At 74.6% G+C, this 23,112-nt stretch carries 18 protein-coding genes and 1 pseudogene; 13 read left to right on the top strand and 6 right to left on the bottom strand.

The features are described from left to right. The first annotated feature begins 29 nt into the window (after positions 1-29). The 4 genes from MVA48_RS01995 (at position 30) to MVA48_RS02010 (ending at position 2,450) form a co-directional block, all read left to right on the top strand. Complete coding sequence (locus MVA48_RS01995; RefSeq protein ID WP_246985200.1) at positions 30-293, top strand: hypothetical protein; 264 nt, start codon at positions 30-32, stop codon at positions 291-293. A 133-nt stretch (positions 294-426) separates the two neighbouring features. Next, a complete protein-coding gene (locus MVA48_RS02000) occupies positions 427-846 on the top strand; it encodes a DUF350 domain-containing protein (RefSeq protein ID WP_246985202.1) in 420 nt (139 codons plus the stop codon). Positions 847-981: 135 nt separating this feature from the next. After that, positions 982-1,755 carry a 3-oxoacyl-ACP reductase FabG gene (gene fabG / locus MVA48_RS02005; protein ID WP_246985204.1) on the top strand — a complete coding sequence of 258 codons (774 nt, stop codon included), beginning with the start codon at positions 982-984 and terminating at the stop codon, positions 1,753-1,755. Positions 1,756-1,820: 65 nt separating this feature from the next. Next, positions 1,821-2,450, top strand: coding sequence for an SGNH/GDSL hydrolase family protein (locus MVA48_RS02010; RefSeq protein ID WP_246985206.1), 630 nt, complete (start codon positions 1,821-1,823; stop codon positions 2,448-2,450). On the opposite strand, the gene MVA48_RS02015 is transcribed toward MVA48_RS02010, so the two are convergent. Both MVA48_RS02015 and MVA48_RS02020 read right to left on the bottom strand, forming a co-directional pair. Further along, positions 2,447-3,106, bottom strand: coding sequence for a (Fe-S)-binding protein (locus tag MVA48_RS02015; protein WP_246985208.1), 660 nt, complete (start codon positions 3,104-3,106; stop codon positions 2,447-2,449). The two genes, MVA48_RS02010 and MVA48_RS02015, sit on opposite strands and share 4 nt — an antisense overlap. Then, positions 3,025-5,307 carry an FAD-binding and (Fe-S)-binding domain-containing protein gene (locus MVA48_RS02020; protein ID WP_305852280.1) on the bottom strand — a complete coding sequence of 761 codons (2,283 nt, stop codon included), beginning with the start codon at positions 5,305-5,307 and terminating at the stop codon, positions 3,025-3,027. The genes MVA48_RS02015 and MVA48_RS02020 overlap by 82 nt, the downstream gene beginning before the upstream one ends. Positions 5,308-5,393: 86 nt before the next feature. On the opposite strand from MVA48_RS02020, the gene MVA48_RS02025 reads away from it, so the two are divergent. The 4 genes from MVA48_RS02025 to MVA48_RS02040 all read left to right on the top strand — a co-directional run bounded on the left by MVA48_RS02025 (position 5,394) and on the right by MVA48_RS02040 (position 10,654). Next, positions 5,394-6,185 (top strand): cation:proton antiporter domain-containing protein, encoded by a 792-nt coding sequence (locus MVA48_RS02025; protein ID WP_256461113.1) that lies wholly within the window; start codon positions 5,394-5,396, stop codon positions 6,183-6,185. Next, positions 6,077-7,039, top strand: coding sequence for an NAD-binding protein (locus MVA48_RS23315; RefSeq protein ID WP_256461154.1), 963 nt, complete (start codon positions 6,077-6,079; stop codon positions 7,037-7,039). The genes MVA48_RS02025 and MVA48_RS23315 overlap by 109 nt, the downstream gene beginning before the upstream one ends. Before the next feature lie 79 nt (positions 7,040-7,118). Beyond that, positions 7,119-9,557, top strand: a complete 2,439-nt coding sequence (locus MVA48_RS02035; RefSeq protein ID WP_246985210.1) for a phosphoketolase family protein — start codon at positions 7,119-7,121, stop codon at positions 9,555-9,557. Continuing rightward, entirely contained in the window at positions 9,554-10,654 is a 1,101-nt protein-coding gene (locus MVA48_RS02040) for an acetate/propionate family kinase (protein WP_246985212.1), read from the top strand. Before MVA48_RS02035 ends, MVA48_RS02040 begins: the two co-directional genes overlap by 4 nt. Positions 10,655-10,723: 69 nt before the next feature. Here the strand turns inward: MVA48_RS02040 and MVA48_RS02045 are convergent, their stop codons facing one another. Beyond that, positions 10,724-11,122, bottom strand: coding sequence for a cupin domain-containing protein (locus MVA48_RS02045; protein WP_246985214.1), 399 nt, complete (start codon positions 11,120-11,122; stop codon positions 10,724-10,726). A gap of 103 nt (positions 11,123-11,225) precedes the next feature. Beyond that, the gene (locus MVA48_RS02050) at positions 11,226-12,497 is read right to left on the bottom strand and encodes a hypothetical protein (RefSeq protein ID WP_246985217.1); all 1,272 of its coding nucleotides are present in this window, start codon (positions 12,495-12,497) and stop codon (positions 11,226-11,228) included. A 68-nt stretch (positions 12,498-12,565) separates the two neighbouring features. On the opposite strand from MVA48_RS02050, the gene MVA48_RS02055 reads away from it, so the two are divergent. After that, positions 12,566-14,320 carry a hypothetical protein gene (locus MVA48_RS02055; protein WP_246985219.1) on the top strand — a complete coding sequence of 585 codons (1,755 nt, stop codon included), beginning with the start codon at positions 12,566-12,568 and terminating at the stop codon, positions 14,318-14,320. Here the strand turns inward: MVA48_RS02055 and MVA48_RS02060 are convergent. Then, positions 14,212-15,609, bottom strand: a complete 1,398-nt coding sequence (locus tag MVA48_RS02060) for a glycosyltransferase family 4 protein (protein ID WP_246985221.1) — start codon at positions 15,607-15,609, stop codon at positions 14,212-14,214. The two genes, MVA48_RS02055 and MVA48_RS02060, sit on opposite strands and share 109 nt — an antisense overlap. A gap of 70 nt (positions 15,610-15,679) precedes the next feature. On the opposite strand from MVA48_RS02060, the gene MVA48_RS02065 reads away from it, so the two are divergent. From MVA48_RS02065 to MVA48_RS24440, 4 genes and pseudogenes are all read left to right on the top strand, one after another. After that, a complete protein-coding gene (locus tag MVA48_RS02065) occupies positions 15,680-16,405 on the top strand; it encodes a class I SAM-dependent methyltransferase (protein ID WP_246985223.1) in 726 nt (241 codons plus the stop codon). Positions 16,406-16,626: 221 nt separating this feature from the next. Further along, positions 16,627-17,601 (top strand): DUF3068 domain-containing protein, encoded by a 975-nt coding sequence (locus MVA48_RS02070; protein ID WP_246985225.1) that lies wholly within the window; start codon positions 16,627-16,629, stop codon positions 17,599-17,601. Between the two features lie 187 nt (positions 17,602-17,788). Next, positions 17,789-19,680: pseudogene (locus tag MVA48_RS24435) on the top strand (alpha-(1->3)-arabinofuranosyltransferase domain-containing protein); the annotation flags it as partial. Positions 19,681-20,397: 717 nt separating this feature from the next. Further along, the gene (locus tag MVA48_RS24440; protein WP_441300209.1) at positions 20,398-21,831 is read left to right on the top strand and encodes a hypothetical protein; all 1,434 of its coding nucleotides are present in this window, start codon (positions 20,398-20,400) and stop codon (positions 21,829-21,831) included. Here MVA48_RS24440 and MVA48_RS02080 read toward each other — a convergent pair. Next, entirely contained in the window at positions 21,732-22,991 is a 1,260-nt protein-coding gene (locus MVA48_RS02080; RefSeq protein ID WP_246985227.1) for an acyltransferase family protein, read from the bottom strand. The two genes, MVA48_RS24440 and MVA48_RS02080, sit on opposite strands and share 100 nt — an antisense overlap. Positions 22,992-23,112 lie beyond the last annotated feature (121 nt).

Here is a 23,112-nt window from a genome sequence, read left to right on the forward strand (position 1 = left end):
GCTCCGTGCGCCGCGCGGAGGAGGCAGTCATGAAGGGCGATCGGGTCGAGATCGTGATCGACGCGGGCGGGGGCACCCGCACGTACGACATCACCGCCACGCGGGCCGGGCGGCGGGTGGAGGTCACCCACGGGCGGGGGCTGGTCGAGGTGACCGAGACGACGCGCGGGGGCACCTCGGTCCGCACGGCGCGGTTCATGGCCGGCCGGGTCCTGGCGCTCGTCGAGCACCCGGCGCCGCGGCCGGCGCAGGAGGACGACGCCGCGGTGGCGTCGATGCGCCGCTCCGCCTGAGCCACCACCTCGCGCGGCCGGGGTGACCGAGGCGGTCAGGAACGACGGCGACGGCCCGGTCCGTGCGCGGAGAGGGCGCGTGCGGTAGACCTGGCAGGCCCTCGTCCCGCCGTCCCGTCCGGAGGTCCTCCTCGTGCTGGAGAGCATCGGCTACGCCGCCGCCTACACCGGGGTCGGCATCGTGCTGCTGGTCCTGGGCTTCTACGCCCTCGACCTGCTCACCCCGGGCCACCTCGGCCGGCACATCTACGAGGACCGGTCGGTCAACGCCGCGCTCACCCTGGCCGCCGGGTTCCTCGGCCAGGGCGCGATCGTCTTCACCAGCATCTGGACCAACGCCACCAGCGGCTTCGGCAGGGCGCTTCTCTACACCGTCGTCTTCGGCGTGCTGGGCGTCGTCCTGCAGGCGATCGCCTTCCTGGTCCTCGACCTGATCACGCCCGGACGGCTGGGTCAGCACCTCACCGACGCCACCTTCCACCCGGCGAGCCTGGTCAGCGCCGCCGTGCAGCTCGCCGTCGCCGCGATCATCGTCGCGTCCATCTGGCCATGAGCCTGGCCGGGAGGCTGGCCGGGGGCGCATCGCCCCGGACCTTCTGACGGGCCCGTCGGGGCGCGGCCGTACGGTGTCGACGGGGGCTCGGCCCCGCCGGCGGAGTTGCCGGCAGACCACAGGAGAGGAAGTTTCATGAGCGAGGCAGGCACCACGGGCGCGTCCCGCGTGGCCATCGTGACCGGCGCGGCCCGCGGCATCGGCGCGGCCACCGCACTGCAGCTGGCCCGGGACGGCTTCGCCGTCGCCGTCCTCGACCTGGACGAGGCCGCCGCGAAGGGCACCGTCGACGCGATCGAGGCGGCCGGCGGCCGGGCCCTGGCCGTCGGCGCCGACGTGAGCGACGCCGAGCAGGTCCAGGCGGCCGTCGACCGGGTGGCCGCCGAGCTGGGCGGGCCGACCGTGCTGGTCAACAACGCCGGCGTCACCCGGGACAACCTGCTGTTCAAGATGACCGACCAGGACTGGGACGTCGTCATGAACGTGCACCTGCGCGGGGCGTTCCTCATGACCCGGGCGGCCCAGAAGTACATGATCGACGCCACGTGGGGTCGCATCGTCAACCTCTCCAGCACCTCGGCGCTGGGCAACCGCGGCCAGGCCAACTACTCCACCGCCAAGGCCGGCCTCCAGGGCTTCACCAAGACTCTCGCCATCGAGCTGGGCAAGTTCGGGGTCACCGCCAACGCCATCGCCCCCGGCTTCATCCAGACCGAGATGACCAAGGCCACCGCCGAGCGCATGGGCATCCCGTTCGAGGACTTCCTGAAGGGCGCCGCCTCGCAGATCCCCGTGGCCCGCGTCGGCCAGCCCGAGGACATCGCCAACCTGGTGTCCTTCCTCGTCAGCGAGGGCGCGGGTTTCGTGTCCGGCCAGGTCATCTACGCCGCGGGCGGTCCGAAGGCATGAGACCGGGCCCGGGCCGCTCCTGCGGCCCGGGCCCGCGGCATACCGGCACCGCTCCCTTCGTTGGGATGGACGTGGAACTCTCCCGTCTCCGGCTCCTCCTCCTCGGCGACTCGATCGCGTACGGCACCGGTGCGCAGCGGGCCGAGGACACCCTCGGCCGCCGGCTGTCCCGCGCGCTGACCGCCGAGGGCTTCGACGTCGAGCTGCACGTGCTGGCCGTTCCGGGCGCCGCCTCGGCCGACCTCGCGGCGCAGGTCCGGCGGGCCGAACACCTGCGCGGCGACATCGCCGTCGTCGTCATCGGCGCCAACGACCTGGCCCGGTTCGTGCCGGCCGAGCAGGCCGCCGCGGCCCTGGGCAGCGCGGTGTCCCACCTGAGGGCGGCCGGGGCCGACGTCGTCGCCGTGCCGGCGCCGGACATGTCGTCGGTGCCGTTCGTGCCACCGGCGTTCCGGCCCGTCGTGCAGGCCGCCTGCGTCCAGTTGCAGCGCCGCCAGTTCCTGGTCGTCGAGGAGGCAGGGGGAACGGTCGCCTCCGACACCGCGGCGGTCGGCCGCGCCTTCGCCACGGACCCGGCGATGTTCTCCGCCGACCGGTTCCACCCGAGCTCCGAGGGCTACGCCCGCATCGCCGCCGCGCTCGCGCCCTCGGTGGTCCAGGTGGCGCGGGCCCGACGGGAGCGCGAGGCCGCCTAGCCGGAGCGGGGCAGGCGCTCGGCCAGCAGCTCGGCCAGGTGCACGCCTCGTCGTCCGGCCAGCTGGTCCAGCTGGGTCCGGCACGAGAAGCCGTCGGCCAGGACGACGCCGTCGGTGCCCATGGCGCGGACCGCGGGCAGCAGCTGCTGCTCCGCGATGGTGACCGACACGTCGTGGTGGCCCCGTTCGACCCCCCAGTTGCCGGCCAGCCCGCAGCAGCCGCCGAGCCGGGTGACCCGCGCGCCGGCCCCGCTCAGCAGCCGCGCGTCGGCCGACCACCCGAGCACCGCGGCGTGGTGGCAGTGCGGCTGGGCCACGATCTCCAGCCCCTCGAGCGACGGCGGCGTCCAGCCGGGGGTGTCGGCGAGCAACTCGGCCAGCGTGCGGGTGGCGGCCGCGACCGTCTCGGCGGCCGGGCCGCCGACGACCTCGAGCGACTCCCCGCGCAGCGCCGCGGTGCAGGACGGCTCGACGCCCACGATCGGGATGCCCGCCTCGGCGATCGGCAGCAGCGCCTGCACGGTGGACCCGAGGATCGCCCGCGCGCGGTCGAGCTGGCCGGTGGTGATCCAGGTCAGCCCGCAGCAGGTGTCGGCGCCGGGTACCTGCACCGCGTAGCCCGCCGCCGCCAGCACCCGGGCGGCGGCGTGTGCCACCTCCGGCTGGAAGTGGTCGGTGAACGAGTCCACCCAGAGGGCGACCGGCCGCCCCCGTCCCGGCCGGAACCGCGGTTCCGGTCGCGCGTAGACCACTCCTGGCGGAAGGTGCGGCGCGCGAACGGCGGCAGGTCGCGGCGCTGGTCCATCCCCGCGCCCCACTTCGCCAGCCGCCCCCCGAGCCGCGACCGGAGGAACCCGTTGACCAGCCCGGGAGCACGTGCGGCGAGGTCGGCCCAGAACGGCAGCCGGCCCAGCGTGTAGTGCGGGCGCGGCCGCAGCCGGCGGCGGTAGGACTGGTGCAGCACCTCCGCCTTGTAGGAGGCCATGTCCACCCCCGTGGGGCAGTCGCGCGAGCAGCCCTTGCACGACAGGCACAGGTCCAGCGCGGCGTGCACCTCCGGCGAGCGCCAGTCCCGCACCGGGCCGCCGGGCGCGAGCATCTCCTGCAGCACCCGGGCCCGACCGCGCGTGGTGTCCTTCTCCTCGCGGGTGGCCGGCCACGAGGGGCACATGACGCCGCCCGCCGACTGCAGGTCGGCCCGGCACTTGCCCACACCCGTGCAGCGGTGCACGGCCGTCGAGAAGTCGCCCCCGTCGTGCCGGTAGGCGAGCGCCAGGCCCTGCCGGTGGGCCGGCGCGGCGGCCGTGCGGAGGTCGTCGTCCACCGGCGCGGGCCGGACGAGCACGCCGGGGTTGAGGACGTCGTCCGGGTCCAGCAGCCCCTTCACCTTCTCGAACAGCGTCAGGACGGCGGGGGAGTACATGTGCGGCAGCAACTCGCCGCGAGCGCGGCCGTCGCCGTGTTCGCCGGACAGCGAGCCGCCGTACCCGGCCACCAGCCGGGCGGCGTCCTGGACGAACGCCCGGTACCGCCCCCGGCCCCGATCGGGCCCCCTGCCGAGCGGGAAGTCGATCCGGCCGTGCACGCAGCCGTCCCCGAAGTGCCCGTACGGCACGCACTGCAGGCCGTGCTGGTCGAGCAGCGCGTCGAACTCGCGCAGGTATGCGCCCAACCGCTCGACCGGGACGGCCGCGTCCTCCCAGCCCGCGTGCGCCGGGTGCCCGTCGGAGGTGCGGGCGGCCAGACCGGCGCCGTCCTCCCGGATCCGCCAGATCGCCGCCGCCTCGGCCGGGTCGGTGACGACCAGCGAGTCCAGTGCGGCGGCGTCGGCGAGCACGCCCCGGGCCTTGGCGACGACCTCCGCCTCGGTGTCACCGGTCAGCTCGACGACCAGCCAGGCGTCGCCGCGCGGCAGGTCCGGGACGACGGCCGCGGGCACGTCGCGCAGCCGCTGCACCATCCGGGCGTCCAGGCCCTCGACGGCGGTCGGCTCGTGCGGGAGGAGCCCCGGCGTCGCGTCGGCCGCCTCGGGCATGGTCGGGTAGCCGAGGACGACCAGCCCGCGGAAAGGCGCGTCGGCGACCAGTCGGACGGTGGCGCCGAGGACGACCGCGAGGGTGCCCTCGCTGCCGACCAGGGCCCTGGCCACGTCGAAGCCACGCTCGGGCAGCAGGTGCTCGAGCGAGTAACCCGACACCTGACGGCCGAAGCGGCCCAGCTCGGTGCGGATCGGGCCGAGGTGTGCCTCGACCAGCCGCTGCAGGTCGGCCAGGACACCGACCGGGAGCGTGTCCGGGCCGAGCGTCAGCCGTGCGCCGGAGCCGGTGACCACGTCGAGGCCGACGACGTTGTCCGATGTCCGGCCGTAGCCCAGGGCACGGGACCCGCAGGCGTTGTTGCCGATCATCCCGCCGATCGTGCAGCGGTTGTGCGTGCTCGGGTCGGGCCCGAAGCGCAGCCCGTACGGGCGGGCCGCCGCCTGCAGCGCCGCCTGCACGACGCCGGGCTCGACGCTCGCCGTCCGAGCCTGGGCGTCGACCGCCCCGACCCTGGCCAGGTGCCGGCTCGTGTCGAGCACGAGGCCAGGACCGACGGCGTTGCCGGCGATCGAGGTTCCGGCCCCGCGGACGGTCAATGGCACGCCGAGCGTCCGGCAGACCTCGAGCGTGGCGAGGATCTCGTCGGCGTGCCGCGGCCGGACGACCGCGCGGGGGAGCACGCGGTAGAGGGAGCCGTCGGAGGAGTACAGCGCTCGGGCCAGACCGGAGGCGTCGACGTCGGCGACCCCCGCTTCGCGCAGCTCCCCGAGCAGGTCCGCGGAGCCCGGGTGCGCCTCGGCCCCGGCGGCGACGGTCATGGCCCGAGTCTGCCGGGGCGTCGTCGGCGGCTGCCACTCGCCTCCCGGCTAGCCTCCGGACACGACCACGACGGATGGGAGGACGCGTGTTCGAGCACGAGTTCCACACCATCGCCGCGCTGCTCGCGGTCGCCGCCGTCGTGGCGGCGCTCGCGGTGAAGCTCCGGCAGCCGCTGATCATCGGCTTCATCGCCGTGGGCATCCTGGTCGGGCCGGTCGGCGTGGGGTGGGTGGCCGCGGACGGCGACGTGGCGCTGCTCGCGGAGCTCGGCATCGCGCTGCTGCTGTTCCTCGTCGGACTCAAGCTCGAGCCGCAGCTGATCCGGACGACCGGCCCGGTGGCGCTGGCGACGGGCCTGGGACAGGTGGCCTTCACGTCGATCGTGGGCTTCGGCCTCGCCCTGCTCCTCGGCCTCGACGTCGTCCCGGCCATCTACGTGGCCGTCGCCCTCACGTTCTCGAGCACGATCATCATCGTCAAGCTGCTCTCCGACAAGCGCGAGATCGACGAGCTGCACGGACGGATCGCGGTCGGCTTCCTGATCGTCCAGGACATCGTCGTGGTGGTCGTCATGATCACCCTCACCGCGGTCGGCTCGGCGGGGCAGGGCGACAACCTGGCGGTCGACCTGGCCGTGGTCGTCGGGAAGGGGGCGCTGTTCATCGGCGGCATCGTCGCGGTCATGCGCTACCTGCTCCCCCGCTGCTGGCGTGGATGGCACGGTCGAAGGAGCTCCTCGTGCTCTTCGCGCTGGCGTGGGGCATCGCGCTGGCCGGGCTGGGTGACTGGCTGGGCTTCAGCAAGGAGGTCGGCGCCTTCCTCGGTGGCGTGGCCCTGGCCGCCACCCCCTATCGCGAGGCGATCGGCTCGCGGCTGATCAGCCTGCGGGACTTCCTGCTGCTGTTCTTCTTCGTCGACCTCGGCTCCCGGCTGGACTTCAGCGACGTCGGCAGCCAGCTGGTCGGGGCGGCGGTCCTGTCGCTGTTCGTGCTCATCGGCAACCCCGTGATCGTCCTGGTCATCATGGGTGCGATGGGGTACCGGAAGCGGACCAGCTTCCTCGCCGGGCTCACCGTCGCGCAGATCAGCGAGTTCTCGCTCGTCCTTGCCGCGCTCGGGCTGAGCCTGGGTCACATCACCGGTGACACCGTCGGGCTCATCACCGCCGTCGGCGTCGTCACGATCGCCGCGTCGACCTACATGATCCTCTACTCGGGGCCGCTGTTCGCCCGGCTGGCGCCGTTGCTCTCGGTCTTCGAACGACGCGCACCCCGTGGGGGCCCCGAGGCACCGGGCGACAGGAGCGAGATCGCCATCGTCGTGGTCGGCGCGGGCCGGTACGGCGGGCGGTTGGTGGAGAAGCTGCTCACCGAGGGGGCCCAGGTGCTCGTCGTGGACACCGATCCGCAGGCGCTCGCGCGGATCGAGGAGCTCGGGGCCCGGACCTTGTACGGGGACGCCGAGGAGCCGGAGCTCATCGCCGAGCTGCCGTTGCGCGGGACCTCGTGGGTGGTCAGCACGGTGCCCTCTCGCAGCGTGAACCTGGCCCTCCTCCACGGGCTCGAGCACGCCGGTTACACCGGACGGGTCGCGGCCACGGCGCACAACGACCCCGACGCCGCCCGCCTGCAGGAAGCCGGCGTGGACGTCGTGCTGCGGCCCTTCCACGCCGCTGCCGACAGCAGCGCCCTGACCTTCCTGGAGGGCGTGCCACGGGAGGAGCGGTCCTGATCGGTCCCCGGCGAGCGGGTGCCCGGCACGAGGGCGCAACTGGTTGCCTGAGGTGGTCGGCATCGGATGGGATCAGGTGGTGGACGTCCTCGTGGAACCCCAGGCAGGAGCCCCGAGTCACCCCCTGTCCGCCGATGAGCTGACCGCACTGGACGCCTGGTGGCGGGCGGCCAACTACCTGTCGGTCGGCCAGATCTACCTGATGGGCAACCCGCTGCTGCGCGAGCCGCTGCGACCGGAGCACATCAAGCCGCGGCTGCTCGGCCACTGGGGGACGACGCCCGGCCTGAACTTCGTCTACGCGCACCTGAACCGCGCCATCGCCGCCCGCGACCTGGACATGATCTACGTGATGGGCCCGGGGCACGGCGGACCGGGTCCGGTCGCCGCGGCGTGGCTGGAGGGCACCTACAGCGAGGTCTACCCCGACGTCTCGCAGGACGCCGCCGGCCTGCAGCGGCTGTTCACCCAGTTCTCCTTCCCCGGCGGCATCCCCAGCCATGTGGCGCCCGAGACGCCCGGCTCGATCCACGAGGGCGGCGAGCTGGGGTACGCCCTGGTGCACGCCTACGGCGCGGCGTTCGACAACCCGGACCTGGTGGTGGCCGCGATCGTGGGTGACGGCGAGGCGGAGACCGGGCCGCTGGCGGCCAGCTGGCACAGCAACAAGTTCCTCGAGCCGGGTCGGGACGGCGCCGTGCTGCCGATCCTGCACCTGAACGGGTACAAGATCGCCAATCCCACCGTGCTGGCCCGCATTCCCCGCGACGAGCTGCTGGCGCTGCTGCGGGGCTACGGCCACACGCCCCACCTCGTCGAGGGCACCGACCCCGCCGACATGCACCAGCGGTTCGCCGCGACGCTGGACCGCTGCCTGGACGAGATCGCCGAGATCCGGCGGCGCGCCCGCGAGGAGGGCGTGGTCGAGCGGCCGAGCTGGCCGATGATCGTCCTGGCCTCGCCCAAGGGCTGGACCGGCCCGGACACGGTCGACGGACTGCAGGTCGAGGGCAGCTGGCGCTCGCACCAGGTGCCGTTCAAGAACGCCCGCGAGGACGACGGTCACCGGCGGGTGCTCGAGGAGTGGCTGCGCAGTTACCGGCCCGAGGAGCTCTTCGATGCCGACGGCGCGCCGGTGCCGGCGGTCCGGGACCTCCATCCGGCCGGCCGGCGGCGGATGAGCGCGAACCCGCACGCCAACGGCGGGGAGCTGCTCCGGCCCTTGCGCATGCCGGACTTCCGCGAGTCCGCCGTCCCGGTGCCGGCGCCGGGCACGGGGGCGGTCGAGGCAACGCGGGTGCTCGGCGGGTTCCTGCGCGAGGTCATGCGCCAGAACATGGCGACGTTCCGGCTGTTCGCGCCCGACGAGAACAACTCCAACCGGCTCGGTGACGTCCTCGACGTCACCGACCGGGCCTGGGTGGCCGAGCGGCTGCCCGGCGACGACTCCCTCGCCCCGGACGGCCGCGTCATGGAGGTGCTCTCCGAGCACCTCTGCCAGGGCTGGCTGGAGGGTTACCTGCTCACCGGCCGGCACGGGTTCTTCTCCTGCTACGAGGCGTTCATCCACGTCGTCGACTCGATGTTCAACCAGCACGCCAAGTGGCTGAAGACCACCAACGGCATCCCGTGGCGGCGGCCCATCGGGTCGCTCAACTACCTGCTCACCTCGCACGTCTGGCGGCAGGACCACAACGGGTTCTCCCACCAGGACCCCGGCTTCATCGACCACGTGGTCAACAAGAAGGCCGACGTCATCCGGGTCTACCTGCCGCCGGACGCCAACACCCTGCTGTCGGTCGCCGACCACTGCCTGCGCACCCGGCAGTACGTCAACGTGATCGTCGCGGGCAAGCAGCCGGCGCTGCAGTACCTGTCGGTCGACGACGCCGTCGAGCACTGCACCAAGGGCATCGGCATCTGGAGCTGGGCCAGCACCGACGCCGGCGTCGAGCCCGACGTCGTCCTCGCCTGCGCGGGCGACGTCCCGACGATGGAGACCCTGGCCGCCGCGGAGATCCTGCGCGGCTGGTTCCCCGACCTCCGGGTGCGCGTGGTCAACGTCGTGGACCTGATGCGGCTGCAGGACGAGCGGCAGCACCCGCACGGCCTCTCCGACGCCGAGTTCGATGCGCTGTTCACGGCGGACAAGCCGGTGATCTTCGCCTACCACGGCTACCCCTGGTTGATCCACCGGCTGACCTACCGGCGGACCAACCACGAGAACTTCCACGTGCGCGGCTACGTCGAGGAGGGGACGACGACCACGCCCTTCGACATCTGCGTGATGAACGGGATCGACCGGTACGACCTGGCGATCGACGTGATCGACCGGGTCCCACGGCTGCGCGACGTCGGAGCGCACGCCCGGGAGCGGCTCCGCGACCAGCTCATCGAGCACCGCCGGTACGTGCGCACGCACGGCGAGGACCTGCCCGAGATCCGCGACTGGCAGTGGAGCGGCGTGTCCGGCCCCGTGACCGGCGGGGCGAGCCCACTGGAGGAGCCGGAGGCGTGAGCGTCCTCGTCGTCAACGCCGGTTCCAGCAGCCTCAAGCTCACCCGCCTCGGGGACGACGCAGGGGTCACCGCCGCGGTCACCGTCGACGGCTGGCGGGGAGCCGGCCACCTCGCCCCGCTGGAGGAGTTCCTGGCCGACTGCGGGCCGGTCGACGCCGTCGGGCACCGGGTCGTGCACGGCGGGCCCCGGCACACCTCGGCCGCCCTCGTCGACGACATGCTCGTCGCCTACCTCTACTCGGTCAGCCACCTCGCGCCGCTGCACAACCCCCGGGCACTGGCCGGCATCCGGTCGGTCCGCGAACTGCTGCCGGACACGCCGGCCGTCGCCGCCTTCGACACCGGTTTCCACGTCACCCTGCCGGCAGCGGCGGCCACCTACGCCTTGCCGCGGGAGTGGAACGAGCGGTGGGGGCTGCGCCGGTACGGCTTCCACGGGCTCTCGCACGCGTACGCAACCCGCCGGGCGGCCGAGCTCGTGGGCCGCCCGCTCGCCGAGCTGCGCACCGTCTGCTGCCACCTCGGGGCCGGCGCCTCGCTGGCGGCCGTCCGCGGCGGCGTCTCGGTCGACACCACCATGGGGTTCACGCCGCTGGCCGGGCTGGTGATGAACACCCGGCCGGGCACCGTCGACCCCGGTCTCGTGCTGTGGTTGCTCGAGCACGGGCACGTGCCCGAGCCCGAGCTCGGCGACGTCCTGGAGCACCACTCGGGGCTCAAGGGGCTGTCCGGGACGTCGGGGGACCTGCGCGACGTCCTCGCCGGGCGGGCCGCCGGCGACGCGGCCTGCCGGCTGGCGTTCGACGTCTACGTGCACCGCCTGGTGCGCGAGGCAGCCGCGATGACGGCCGCGACGGGAGGCCTCGACCTGCTGGTCCTCACCGGCGGGGTGGGTGAGCGCTCGGCCCAGGTGCGCGGCGAGCTGGCCCGCGGCCTGGCGCACCTGGGCGTGAGCGTGGACGGCGAGCGCAACCGGGCGGTGACCGGCGACGGCGACATCAGCGGCGAGGGAGCCGCCGTGCGCACCGTCGTCGTCACCGCGCGGGAGGACCTGGAGATCCGTCGTCAGGTGCTCGAGGTGCTCGGATCGGCCTGAGGCCGATGGTGTGCGCTGACGCGGCATTCCGCACGGCGGAATGATCCGTCAGCGCACCCACCCGGGCCCTCAGGAGTTCGGGGGCTCGTCCTTGCCCTCCTCCTCCAGCCGGTCGGCCTCCTCCTTGGTCGCGTGGACCGCGCCGTCGGCGTGCTCGGGCGGGCCGTACACGGTGTAGAGGATCAGCGGGTTGGTGCCGGTGTTCAGGAAGTTGTGCTTCTTGCCGGCCGGGACGACGACCAGGTCGCCCTGCGCCACCGCCTTCTCCGAGCCGGAGATGATCGCCTTCCCGGTGCCGCTGACGAACGTGAGGATCTGGTCGACCTCGTGGACCTCCTCGCCGATCTCGCCGTCCGGCGGAATGGTCATGATCACCAGCTGGGTGTGCTCACCGGTCCACAGGACGCGGCGGAAGTCCGGGCTCTTCTCCGCCTCGGTGGCGATCGTGTAGTGGATGACGGACGCCATGGACGGCGCTCCTCTCGTCGGGCCGGCAGTTCGGAGTCCTCCTGCCCGGCTGCGGCGCGAGTAGTCCTCGAGAGTGGTCACAACGGCCTCGACCGGGCGCCGCTCAGTTCGGGAGCGGGACCGGGGAGCCGGTGGACGGCTCCGGGGCGAGGAGGTGGGGCGCGGTCCGCGCCCGTTCCTGGCGGTGACGCATCAGCCCCGCCGCGACGAGCGCGGCGGTGATCAGCGTGGCCGTGGCCACGACGGCGACCGCTGACAGGGCCCCGGTCGCGGCCAGTACCTGGACGGCGGCGACCTCCAGCACGGCTGCGGACCAGACCAGGACGCCGGGCAGCCGGCCGGCGGCGGCGATGTCGGAGTAGAGCAGCAGCTGGGCCACCGCCAGCAGGGTCCCGAGGGCCGCGAAGCACCAGGTCGCCGCGCCCAGGGAGTCGCCGTACGCGGCACCCCCGACCAGCGGGAGCGCTGCCGCGCCCAGCGCCGCCGTCGCGAGCGTGAGCACCGCGCCCACCCCGGCAACGAGGGCCAGCGCGGGCGCCAGGAGCCGCCGGCGCCGGCCGGCGTCGGCGAGCCGGGGGAGCAGGACGACCCCCACGCCCTGCGGGAGCCAGAAGGCGACCTTCGCGACGATCGACCCCACGGCGTACTCGCCGGCGGCGCCCGCGGGGAGGTGGTGACGGGCCAGCAGCAGGTCGAGGTTGAGCAGCAGCACGAACCCGAGCAGGGCCGCCGACGCGCGTGCGGCCGCCAGCGCCGGCGCCCGGAGCCGCCCGCGCAGGCCGGGGAACCCGCACCCGGCCCAGCCGAGCGCGGCACCCACCGAGGCACCGACGGTCATGCCGGCCAGGGCGGCGGTCGGCGTCCCCCCGACCAGCAGGCCGACCGTCCCGCCCGCCAGCTTGGCCGCGCCGAAGCCGGCCGCCACCGCCGCGAGGCGGCCGTAGCGGTGGGTGCCCTGGAGGATGCCCTGGTAGCCCGCGACCAGGGTGTGCGGGAACAGCAGCACCGCCAGCCAGGCCATGGCGGCCGGGTCCTGCAGGTGCAGGAGCACCACCGCCGGTGCGATCGCCAGAACGCCGGCCGCCGTGACCACCAGGCCGGTCGCTCCCGCCGTCGCGTGCAGCCGGCGCACCACCCCGGAGCGGTCCCCGTCGCGCCCGCCCAGGTACAGCGCCGCGACGGTCTGCACGCCCGTGGCGGGAACGGAGCCGACCAGCAGCACGCTCATCAGGGCCGCGAGTTCGCCGAACGCCGCGGGTGCGAGCGCCCGGGCAGCCAGGACGGTGAACCCGTAGGCCAGGGCGTTCGTGCCGAGCAGCGCCACCGACACCAGCGCGGCCGAGCCGAGCTCTCCGCGGAAGCGGAGCCCGCTCACGCCCGCCCCCTACGCTGCGCTACGGCCGGGAACCCGGCGCAATCGGCGGGCGGACGAGAGGGGGAGCCATGGACGACACCGGGTGGAGGCCCGCCGGGTTGACGCGCGCCGAACTGTCGCCCTGGCCTGCCCGGGCGCTGGCCGCGGTCGTCGCCCTGCTGGTCACCGCCCCGGTGCTGGCCCCGGGCTTCGTCCTGCTCCGCGACATGGTCTTCGTGCCACGGCAGGACCTCGATCTCGACGCGCTCGGCCTCGGCGGCACGCTGCCGCGGGCGGTGCCGGCCGACTCGGTGATGGCGCTGGTGACCGCTGTCGTCCCCGGCGACCTCGTGCAGAAGGCGGTGCTGCCGGCCACCGTGTTCTTCGCCGTGCTCGGTGCCGCGCGGCTGGTCCCACCGGCGCCCGACGGCCGTCGCGGGGTCGCCGGCCTGGTGGCCGGCCTGGTCTACGGCTGGAGCCCGTACCTGGCCGAGCGCCTCCTGATGGGCCACTGGAGCCTGCTCGTCGCCTTCGCCGCCCTGCCGTGGATCGCCCTCGCCGCCCTGCGGGTCCGCGAGGGGCGACCGCGCGCCCTGGCCCGGCTGGTCCTGGTGGTCGCCGCGGCGGCCCTGACCCCGACGGGGGCGGTGCTGGCCGCGGGCGTCGTCCTGGCCCTCGTCGGCCGCCGCCGGCTGCCCGCCGCCGGCGCGGCTGTCCTGGTGCTCGCAATGCCCTGGATCGTCGCCGGTGCGCTGCACCCGGGAGGGGCCGCCTCCGACCCGGGCGGGGTGGCCGCCTTCGCCGCACGGGCCGAGGGCTGGGGCGGACCCCTGCTCGCGCTGCTGAACACCGGGGGCATCTGGAACGCCGGTGCCGTTCCGGCCAGCCGGGCGAACGTGCTCCTGCCGGTGCTGACCCTGGCGCTGGTCGCCCTGGCGGTCACCGGCTGGGCGGCTGGTCGACCGCTCCGCGGTCCGGGCGGCAGGCTCGTCGTCCTCGGGGTCGGGGGACTGCTGCTGGCCCTCGCGGGCACCGTCCCCGTCCTCCGCGACCTGCTCGAGGTCCTCGTGCGCGAGGTGCCCGGCGCCGGCCTGCTCCGCGACGGGCAGAAGTGGACCGCCTGGTGGGCGCTGCCCCTGGCCGTCGGTGCCGGGCTGGGAGTCCGGCGAGTGGCCGAGCGCGCCCGGGGGCACGGGGGCGCAGCGGCCGCCGGCCTCGTGGCCGCGGGCGCCCTGCTGCTGCCGGTCATCGCCCTGCCCGACCTCGTCTGGGGCGTGGGCGGCCGGCTCGAGCCGGTCGCCTACCCGGCCGACTGGCAGCAGGTGCGCGAGGTCCTCGCCGACGACGACGGACCCGGCGACGTCGTGGTGCTGCCGTTCGGCGCCTACCGCGCCTTCGACTGGAACGACGGCCGGCCACAGCTGGACCCGGCGGCCCGCTGGCTGCCCCGGGCCACGGTGACCGACGACCGGCTCGTGGTCGACGGCCGCCCGGTGGAGGGCGAGGACGTCCGTGCGCGGACGGTCGCCGCGGCGGTGGACGACCCCGCCGAGCTGGTCGAACTGGGCGTGGGCTGGGTGCTGGTGCAGCGCGGGACGCCCGGTCGCCCGGTGCCCCCCGAGGTGACCCGGCTCCCGCTCGTGGTGGACGGCGACGACCTCGCCCTGTACCGGGTTCCAGGCGCCCGACCAGGGCCGATGCCCTCGCCCGGTCGGGTGACGGCGGTGGTGCTGGTTCACGCGTGCGCGCTCGGCACGATCGTGGGGGCCGTGTTGTCGGCGACGACATTGCCCTCTACGGTGACGCTCCGTCGCCACTCCCCGAGGAAAAGGGTTCCCGAATGAAGACGCTCGTCGCTGTTCTCATCGCTCTCGGCGGTGGGACGACGCTCGGGGTCGCCGCCGTCCTGGGCGTGCAGGCTGCTGCCGACCCCGACCGCGGGGTCGAGACCGACACCGCCAACCAGACGATCGACGTCCTCCAGTACGGCCAGCGCGCCAGCTGATCCGGCACCGGCCGGCACGGCATCGCGCACCGCGGATGCCAGCACCGCGGCGAAGCCCGCGATGCTCGCCGGCCAGGTGAACCGGGACGCATGACCCGCCGCCGCCTCGCCCATGGCGAGGCGGCGGTTGTCGTCCACGAGCAGCTCCTCGACCGCCGCGACCATCTCCTCGAGCTCGTCGACCAGGACGCCGGTCGTCCCGTCGAGGACCGACTCCCGCAGCCCGCCCGCGGACCGGTAGCCGACCGTGGGCACGTGGTGCGAGCCGGCCTCGGTGACCACCAGGCCCCAGCCCTCCTTGACCGACGGGCAGAGGTGGACCCACGCCCGGGCCAGCTCCTCGTGCTTGGCCTGCTCGTCGACGTGGCCGGTGAAGTCCACGATGTCGGTGACGCCGAGCCGGGCAGCGTGCTCCCGTAGTTCGGATTCCCACCAGCCCTCGCCGACCACCGACAGGCGCAGCGTCGGCCAGCGGTCGCGCAGCGCGGCCACCACCTCGAGGGCGTGCTCCACGCGCTTGTGCGGGACCAGCCGGCCGAGGACGACGAGTCGCGGCTCGGCGGAGCGTTCCGCCGTGACCTCGGGCGCCGGCTCCACGCCGTTCGGCACGACCGCGAGCCGGTCGCCGTCGACGCCCAGTCCGACCAGCTCGGCGGCCGTGGCCCGGGAGACCGTGACGTAGCGACTGCGCCGGTAGAGCCGCGGCGCCAGGACCGACTCGATCCACCAGCCCAGCGCGCCGCCGATCCGGCCGAACACGATCGGCCACTGCTCGCGGTGGACGTGGTGCACGAGGTTCACGACGGGGCGGCGGGTCACCAGCGTGCTGGCGAACGGCAGGCCGTTCTGGACGTCGACCACCAGGCCCGGCCGCGTCCGCAGGACGTGCAGCAGGGCTCGGGGGTAGACGCTGAGCCGACCGCCCCGCCGCAGGATCTCGACGTCGTTGCGGATCTCGTCGGCGGGGGAGCGGTCGTGCGCGGCGCAGAACATCGCGACGCGCAGGCCGGCCGCGGCCAGGCCCTCGGCCACGCGGTGGACATAGCGCTCCGAGCCCCCGCCTTCGGGGTGGGTAACGTCCCGCCAGTTGACGAACAGGACGTCGATCGACGTCGATCGGGTGTGCACCGCGGAAGCCTACCTGCGGGTAACTACCGTTCCACCAGCCGATTCACCGCAAAGAAGGGGGCCGCCGGGAATGGCTCGCTCCGCGACCCTGTCGCGCTCGGTCGCGCTTTTCCGCGCATTCCTGCACGAGCAGACCGATCCGGATCTGTTCTACGGGGTCCTCGCGGCGGACTCGGTCCGGCAGCTCCGCGAGCACGTGACACTCGACGGCGCGACGGTGCTGGACGTGGGTGGCGGGCCCGGCTACTTCGCCGACGCCTTCCGCGCCGCCGGGGCGAGGTACGTGGGGCTCGAGCCCGACGCCGGTGAGATGACCGCTCGCGGGGAGGCGTCGCCGGGGACCGTGCGGGCCAGCGGCGAGGCGCTCCCGATCCGGACGGCGTCGGTGGACGTCTGCTACTCGTCCAACGTGCTCGAGCACGTCCGCTCGCCGTGGACGATGGCCGGCGAGATGGTGCGCGTGACCAGGCCGGGAGGCACGGTCTTCCTGTCCTTCACACCGTGGTGGTCGCCCTGGGGCGGGCACGAGACCGCCCCGTGGCACTACCTCGGCGGCCTGCGCGCGCGACGCCGGTACACCCGTCGCACGGGGCGCGAGCCGAAGAACAGGTACGGCGAGTCCCTCTTCCGCGTCTCGGTGGGGGCCGCTCTCCGGTGGGCGCGGAACTGCCCCGACGTGGCGGTCGTCGCGACGTTCCCGCGTTACCACCCGTGGTGGGCCCGATGGGTGGTCGCGGTGCCCCTGCTGCGCGAGCTCGTGTCGTGGAACCTCGTGGTGGTCATGCACCGGCGGTGAATTCCGCTGCGGCGGAGCGGCTGGGCGCGACCGGTGGTACGAACCCGTACCACGGGTGCCCGGTCACTCGTCAGGGTGACTGCATTCACCCTGATACGCGTCGGTACCAGGCATCGGTACGGGTGCGTACCAAGCGGGATTGGACAGCGCCCTACTCGCCAGTAGTGTTGCCGCGCTGCGACACAAGGGTGTTGTCGCGACGAGCTTGAGGAGCATTGGGCATGCGAGCACGCACCATCGGGCTGGTTCTGCTGGGTCTGGGGGCGTTCCTGCTCGTCGGGGCCCTGATGATGAGCCTGGTGCTCGCCCCGACCCTGGTCCGCCTGCCGCTCGACCAGCAGTCGACCGTGATCTCGGTGGACGAGGACGCCCGGTACCTCGACCGGTCGGAGCTCGAGGAGGCCCGGGGAACCGTCATCGTCAACCTCCTGGTCGAGGGTGACCCGGGAGCCGACGAGGCGAACGACGACGTGGCGGTGTGGCACTACGGCACCTCGATCACCGACGCCGACGGCGAGCTGATCGTCGACCCGAGCGAGAACGTCAACTGCCTCGACCGCACGAACGGCGAGGCGGTCGAGTGCGCGGCGCGCACCGCCGAGATCGAGGGCCTGACGCTGACCTTCCCGTTCGACACGCAGAAGCGGGACTACCAGGTGTGGAACGGCAACATCGGCGCTCCCGTGACGGCCGGCTACGCCGGCGAGGACACGGTCGAGGGCGTCGACGTCTACCGCTTCGAGGTCTCCATCCCGGCGACGGAGATCGACCGGACCGAGGTGCCCGGCCGGCTCGCGGCCTCCGACGAGCCGTCGGTGACGGCGGACGTCGTCTACTCGAACGAGCGCACCATCCTCGTCGAGCCGGTGAGCGGCAAGATCGTGAGCTCGGTGGAGAACCCGCGCATCGTGCTCAAGAACCCGAACGGCGCGACCGGCGCCACGATCCTCGCCGCGACCTTCGGCCCGGACGACGAGACCCTGGCCAGGAACGCGGAGGACGCCGCCGACACCCGGAGCCAGATCCGGCTCGTGGGCACCATCCTGCCGTGGGTGCTCGGTGTCCTGGGCGTGCTGGCACTCGTCGCCGGTGCTGTGCTGGCCGCCTTCGCGCCGCGTGCGGCTGACAGCACCCCGCCGCGGCACGCGGTCGACCGGGACGAGGAGCGCCCCGTGCCGACGGCCGCGGCGAACTGAGCGGCCGGGGGGTCCGCTCCCCGTCGAGGAGACCGTGAGCACCGTCCTGACCCAGGAGCCCGCCGGCGCGTCGCCGGCGGGCTCCCGCGCATCCACCCCGCCGGCGACCGCGCAGTCGGCCCCGCCGCCCTCGCGCCTCGTCCTCGGCCTGCGCCATGCCGCGGTGGTCCTGGGCTTCCTCGGGCTGGTGCTGACCCAGCAGCCGGGTCGCGTCGTCCCTGACACGAAGCTCGACCTGGCCGTCGACCCGCTGGCCTTCCTCGAGCGCGCCCTGCGGCTCTGGGAGCCCGAGGGGTTCGGCGGGCAGGTGCAGAACCAGGCCTACGGCTACCTGTTCCCGATGGGCCCGTTCTTCGCCCTCGGCGACGCGGCGGGGATCCCCACGTGGATCGTGCAGCGTCTGTGGTGGGCGCTCCTGCTGTGCGTGGCCTACTTCGGCGTGGTCCGGCTCGCTCGCGCGCTCGGACTGGGCACCCCGGCGACACGCATCGTCGGCGGGCTCGCGTACGCGCTCGCGCCGCGCATGGTCAGCGGCATCGGGCTGACCTCGGTGGAGGTGCTCCCGATGGCGGTCGCACCCTGGGTGCTGGTGCCCCTGGTCGCCGGGGCACGTGCGGGCTCCCCCGCCGCGCCGCCGCCCTGTCGGGCGTCGCCGTCCTGTGCATCGGTGGGGTCAACGCGGTCGCCACCGCCGCCGTGCTCCCGCTCGCCGCGCTGTGGCTGCTCATGCTTCCGGGCGGCCCCCGCAAGCGCCGCCTCATCGGCTGGTGGACCGCCTCGGTCGCGCTCGCGACGGCGTGGTGGGTCGGCCCGCTGCTGCTGCTCGGCCGGTACAGCACGCCGTTCCTCGACCACATCGAGACGGCGACGACCACGACCGCCGGCACCGAGCTCGTACAGGTGCTCCGCGGGACCTCGCAGTGGTTCGCCGGACTCGGCGGTCCCCGGGGTCCGCAGTGGCCGGCCGGCTGGGACCTGCTCTCCGCGGCGCTGCCGGTGGCCGGCACCCTCGTGGTCGCGGCGGCGGGCCTGGCGGCCCTGGCGCGACAGGACATGCCCCACCGGCGCTGGCTGGTCCTCGGCGTGCTGACCGGCGTCGCACTGGTGTCCGCCGGTCACGTGGCCTCGGTGGCCGGGGCCGGGGCGGGGTCGATGCGCGACCTGCTCGACGGCGTCCTCGCGCCACTGCGCAACCTGCACAAGTTCGACCCCGTCGTCCGCCTGCCCCTGGTGCTGGGACTCGTGCACCTCGTGGCCGTCCTGCTGCGCCCCCGGCGCCGCACCGGCCGTCGACTGCTCGGCGCCGCCGCGGCCGCGCTCGTCGTCGCGGGGGTGGCCGCGACGGCGCAGCCGGCCGTGGCGGGCCGCCTCACGCCACCGACCGGATTCACCGACGTCCCGGTCTACTGGCAGGAGACGGCGAGCTGGCTGGCCGCCCAGCAGCAGAGCGGCCGCGCGCTGCTGGTGCCCGCGTCGTCCTTCGGCACCTACATCTGGGGGACGACGGGGGACGAGCCCCTGCAGCCGCTGGCCGAGTCGAGCTGGGGCGTGCGCAACGCCATACCGCTCACCCCCACAGGCCACATCCGCGGGCTCGACGCGGTGGAGGACCGCCTCGGTCGCGGGCAGGGATCCGCCGGGCTCACCCGCTTCCTCGCCCGCTCGGGCTACTCCCATCTCGTGGTGCGCAACGACCTGGACGCGCCGGCCGCCCGGACCTCCCGCCTAGCCCTGGTCCGGCAGGCGCTCGACGACTCGCCCGGCATCGTCCGCGTCGCCGGGTTCGGGCCCGAGCTCTTCGCCGGCAACGGTCTCTCCGGCATCGTCACCGACGGCCGGGTCGACAGCCCGGTGCCGGCCGTCGCGGTCTACGCGGTCGATGGAACGGTGCCCTCGGCCTACACGGTCCCGCTGTCGAGCACGGTCGAGGTGGTCGGCGGTCCCGACGCCGTCCTGGCGCTCGAGGAGCACGGGCTGCTGCGGAACCGGACGGCCATCGTCGCCGGCGCGCAGGTCGCGCCGACCGGCGGCACCCTGGTCAGCGACGCCCTCGTGCGGCGCGAACGCAACCCCGGAGCCGTCGTCGGCTCGGCGTCGGCAGGGCTGACGCCCGCCGACCCGCTGCGCCTCGACCGGCCGGTGCGGGACTACCTGATCCCCGGCCACGAGGCCAACGAGTCGTTCGTCCGCATCGCGGGAGCGACCGTCACGGCGTCGGGGTCGGGAGCCGACGCCGACAACGGCCTGGGCGTCCGGCCGGGCGAGCACCCCTTCGCCGCCGTCGACGGGGACCCGGCCACGGCGTGGCGGCCGGCCCCCGTGCCCGCGCGGCCGGGCGGGGTCTGGTGGCAGATCGACCTGGACCGGCCGCTGCCGAACGGGGAGATCCGGCTCCGCCTGGACGACGCGACCGCCGCCGCGCCGCCGGATCGGGTCCGGGTGGTCACCGACAGCGGGAGCACCTCGCTGCGGCTCGCCCCCGGCGACCGGTCCCTGCGCGTGGTCCTGCCGGAGGGCTCGACGCGGTCGATCCGGCTCGTCGCCGAGCCGGACACCGGTTCCGGCGATCCCGTGGTCTTCGGGCTCGCGGAGGTCTCGGTCCCCGGCCTGGAGGTGAGCCGGACCGTGGTTCTGCCCGCCCCGAGCGGGTCGGACGAGGCCGTCGAGGGGTTCTCGTTCGACGCGTCGAATCCGCCCGGCCACGGGTGCGTCGCCGATGGCGGTGGCCGGCCCCGGTGCCTGCCGTCGCTGGTGACGTCGGCCGAGGAGCCGCACGGACTGGACCGCGCCTTCACCGTGCCCGCACCCGCCGACTACGGGCTCGCGGTCACGGCGCGACCGCGCCCCGGCGCCGCGCTGGACCGGCTGATCGCCTCGGCCGCCGGAGGGGTCCGCGCGCGGTCGAACGGTTCGGTGGTGCCCGACCCCCGTGCCGGTCCGTGGGCCGCCGTCGACGGAGACCCCGCGACGGCGTGGCTGGCCGCACCGGGGCCCGGCGAACGGCTGCGCGTCAGCTGGCCGACCGAGCAGCGCATCACGCAGATCCGCGTGCACTACACGGCCGGCACCGCGGCCGCTCGGCCGCTGGTCCTCACACTCCGCGCGGGCGGCGCCGAGCGGCTGGTGACCCTGGACCGGCGGGGGATCGCCACCTTCCCGGCGCTGGTGACCGATTCCCTGTCGATCGACTTCCTCACCCGCGTGGAGCTGACGTCGCTCGACACGTACACCGGCGAGCGGTCGGAGCTGGGCGTCGGCGTGAGCGAGCTGGAGATCCCCGGAGTCCCGTCGCTCTCCGTCGACGCCCGCGTCGACCTCGCGTGCGGCGAGGGCCCCGACGTCGTCGTCGACGGCGTCCGGTACCCGACCTCGGCGCAGGCGACGGTGCGTGAGCTGCTCGACCTCCGGCCGCTGGAGCTCACCATCTGCCCGCCCGCCGCCGCTGCGGCCCCGGGGGGTGCGCCGGCGCCGGGCACGCTGTCACTGGACGCGGGGGAGCACTCGCTGGTCGCGGCGAGCACCGCCGCTCTCGGCGTGGAATCCGCGACGCTGCGGCGGGTCGGGACCGCGTTGCCCGTCACCGCGGAGCGCCGGGCGGTCGACGCGGGCCGCTGGGAGGCCGAGAACCGGGTGCTCGAGATCGACCGCCGGGACCAGCCCACGCTGCTCGTCGTCCCGGAGAACGTCAACGACGGGTGGCGGGCCACCCTGGACGGCGACCCGCTGCGCGCGGTGCAGGTGGACGGATGGCAGCAGGGCTACCTGGTTCCGCCCGGTGCGGCCGGCGTCGTCGAGCTGACCTTCGAGCCGGGGAGCGCCTACCGGACCGCGTTGCTGGCCGGGGCGGCCGCCGCGGCGCTGCTCGTCGTCCTGGCGCGGGTCCCCGCACGGCACCGCGCGCCGACTCCGTCCCGGAGGCCTGGCCGAGGGGTGCCGTCGGTGCTCGTGGCCGCGGCCGCGGGTGGGTTGCTGCTCGCCATCGGAGGTCTCTGGTCGCTGTTGGCCGTCGCGGTGGTCGCGGCGGTGTTCGGCCGGGCACGCCGTTACCGCGCGCTCGCCCTCGTGTCGACGGCGTGCGTGCTGGCCGCCGGTGCGCTGCTCGCCGCCGGGGACGCCGTCGAGCCGGTGCGTCAGCTGCTCGTGCTGACCGCGTTGGCCGGTGTCGTGCTCTCGGTCTGTGCGCCGGCATCATCCGCGGGTCCCGCGCGCCGAGCGGGTTCCGGCGCCTGAGCCGGCACCAGCGAGCGCCAGCGCCGGACGGGCTTCTCGAGCAGCAGGTAGCAGGCGCCGGCCACCGCGGTGCCGCCCAGCCAGGTGACGATCGCGACGAACCAGAACGGCCCGCTGAACGGGGGCCAGCCGAGCAGGTGGTAGAGCCCGACCAGCACCGGCATGTGGAAGAGGAACAAGCCGTACGAGAGCTCGGCCAGCACGCGAGCCGGCCGTCCGCCGAGCACGGAGCCGACCGCGCCCAGGGGGCGACGACCCAGGACCAGCGGGGCGACCAGGAGCACGCCGACCGCCAGGTACAGCATGCTCTTGGCGACGGCCTGCGCCGGGGTCGGGTCCTCGAGCCCGAGCGGCCCGGCCACGGGGCTGCACGCCAGCCAGAACGCCGCGGCGGCCAGCGCCCAGCAGGTCCAGAAGCTCGACGCGACGTCGCGGGCCACCCGGGCGGTCGTCCGGTCCGGGTCGCCCAGGCTCAGCACCGCCAGCGCCATGCCGCCGGCGAACCAGGCGAGGTGGGTGGGCAGCCAGAGGTGCGGGGTGACCCCGTCGAGGTCGAGCAACCAGATGCCGGCCACCCAGACCCAGCCGGCGAGGGCGAGCACGACGAGCGCGGCGAGCAGGCGGTCCGGCCGCCACGTCCGGCCGGCGAGGCGGAGGAGGCCGGCCGCCAGCCAGGGGAGCAGCAGGTAGAAGGACACCTCGGTGCACATGCTCCACAGGTGGGTCAGTCCCACGGCGTCCGGACGGCCGTCGTAGATCTGCACGAGCAGCAGGTGGCGGACCCAGTCCCCGACCGTGGCCTCCTCGTTGCCGGGCAGGAGAAGCAGGGCGGCGACGACGGCCACCCAGTACGCGGGCAGGATCCGCAGGCCCCGGCGCCACAGGTATCCGGCGGCGCGAGGCCGCGGCCGGCCGGAGGCGGCGGCACGGACGAACGGCCGGCCCAGGAGGAAGCCCGAGAGCACGAAGAACACGGCGACGCCGACGTCGAGCCGGGCGAGGGCACGGTCGGCCACGGTGCTTCCTCCGGCCGTCGTCCAGAACGCGGCATGGGTGAGCACGACGGCGGTGGCGGCGAGTACCCGTACGCCGTCCAGGCCGGGGAATTCGTGTTCCGTGCGCCCGACGGCACCGCCGTCCGGCGCGACCGATGCGGTCACTGGGCTTCCGTCCTGCGCGTCGGCACCGCACGAGCCTAGAGAGAGCAGCGCTCGGGACGGCAGCCGACCGACCCGTGCGGATGACGTGCGCTCACCCGCACGGGTCGGGTCGGCGGTCGTC

It is taken from the genome of Blastococcus sp. PRF04-17 (genome assembly GCF_023016265.1).
GTDB lineage: Bacteria > Actinomycetota > Actinomycetes > Mycobacteriales > Geodermatophilaceae > Blastococcus_B.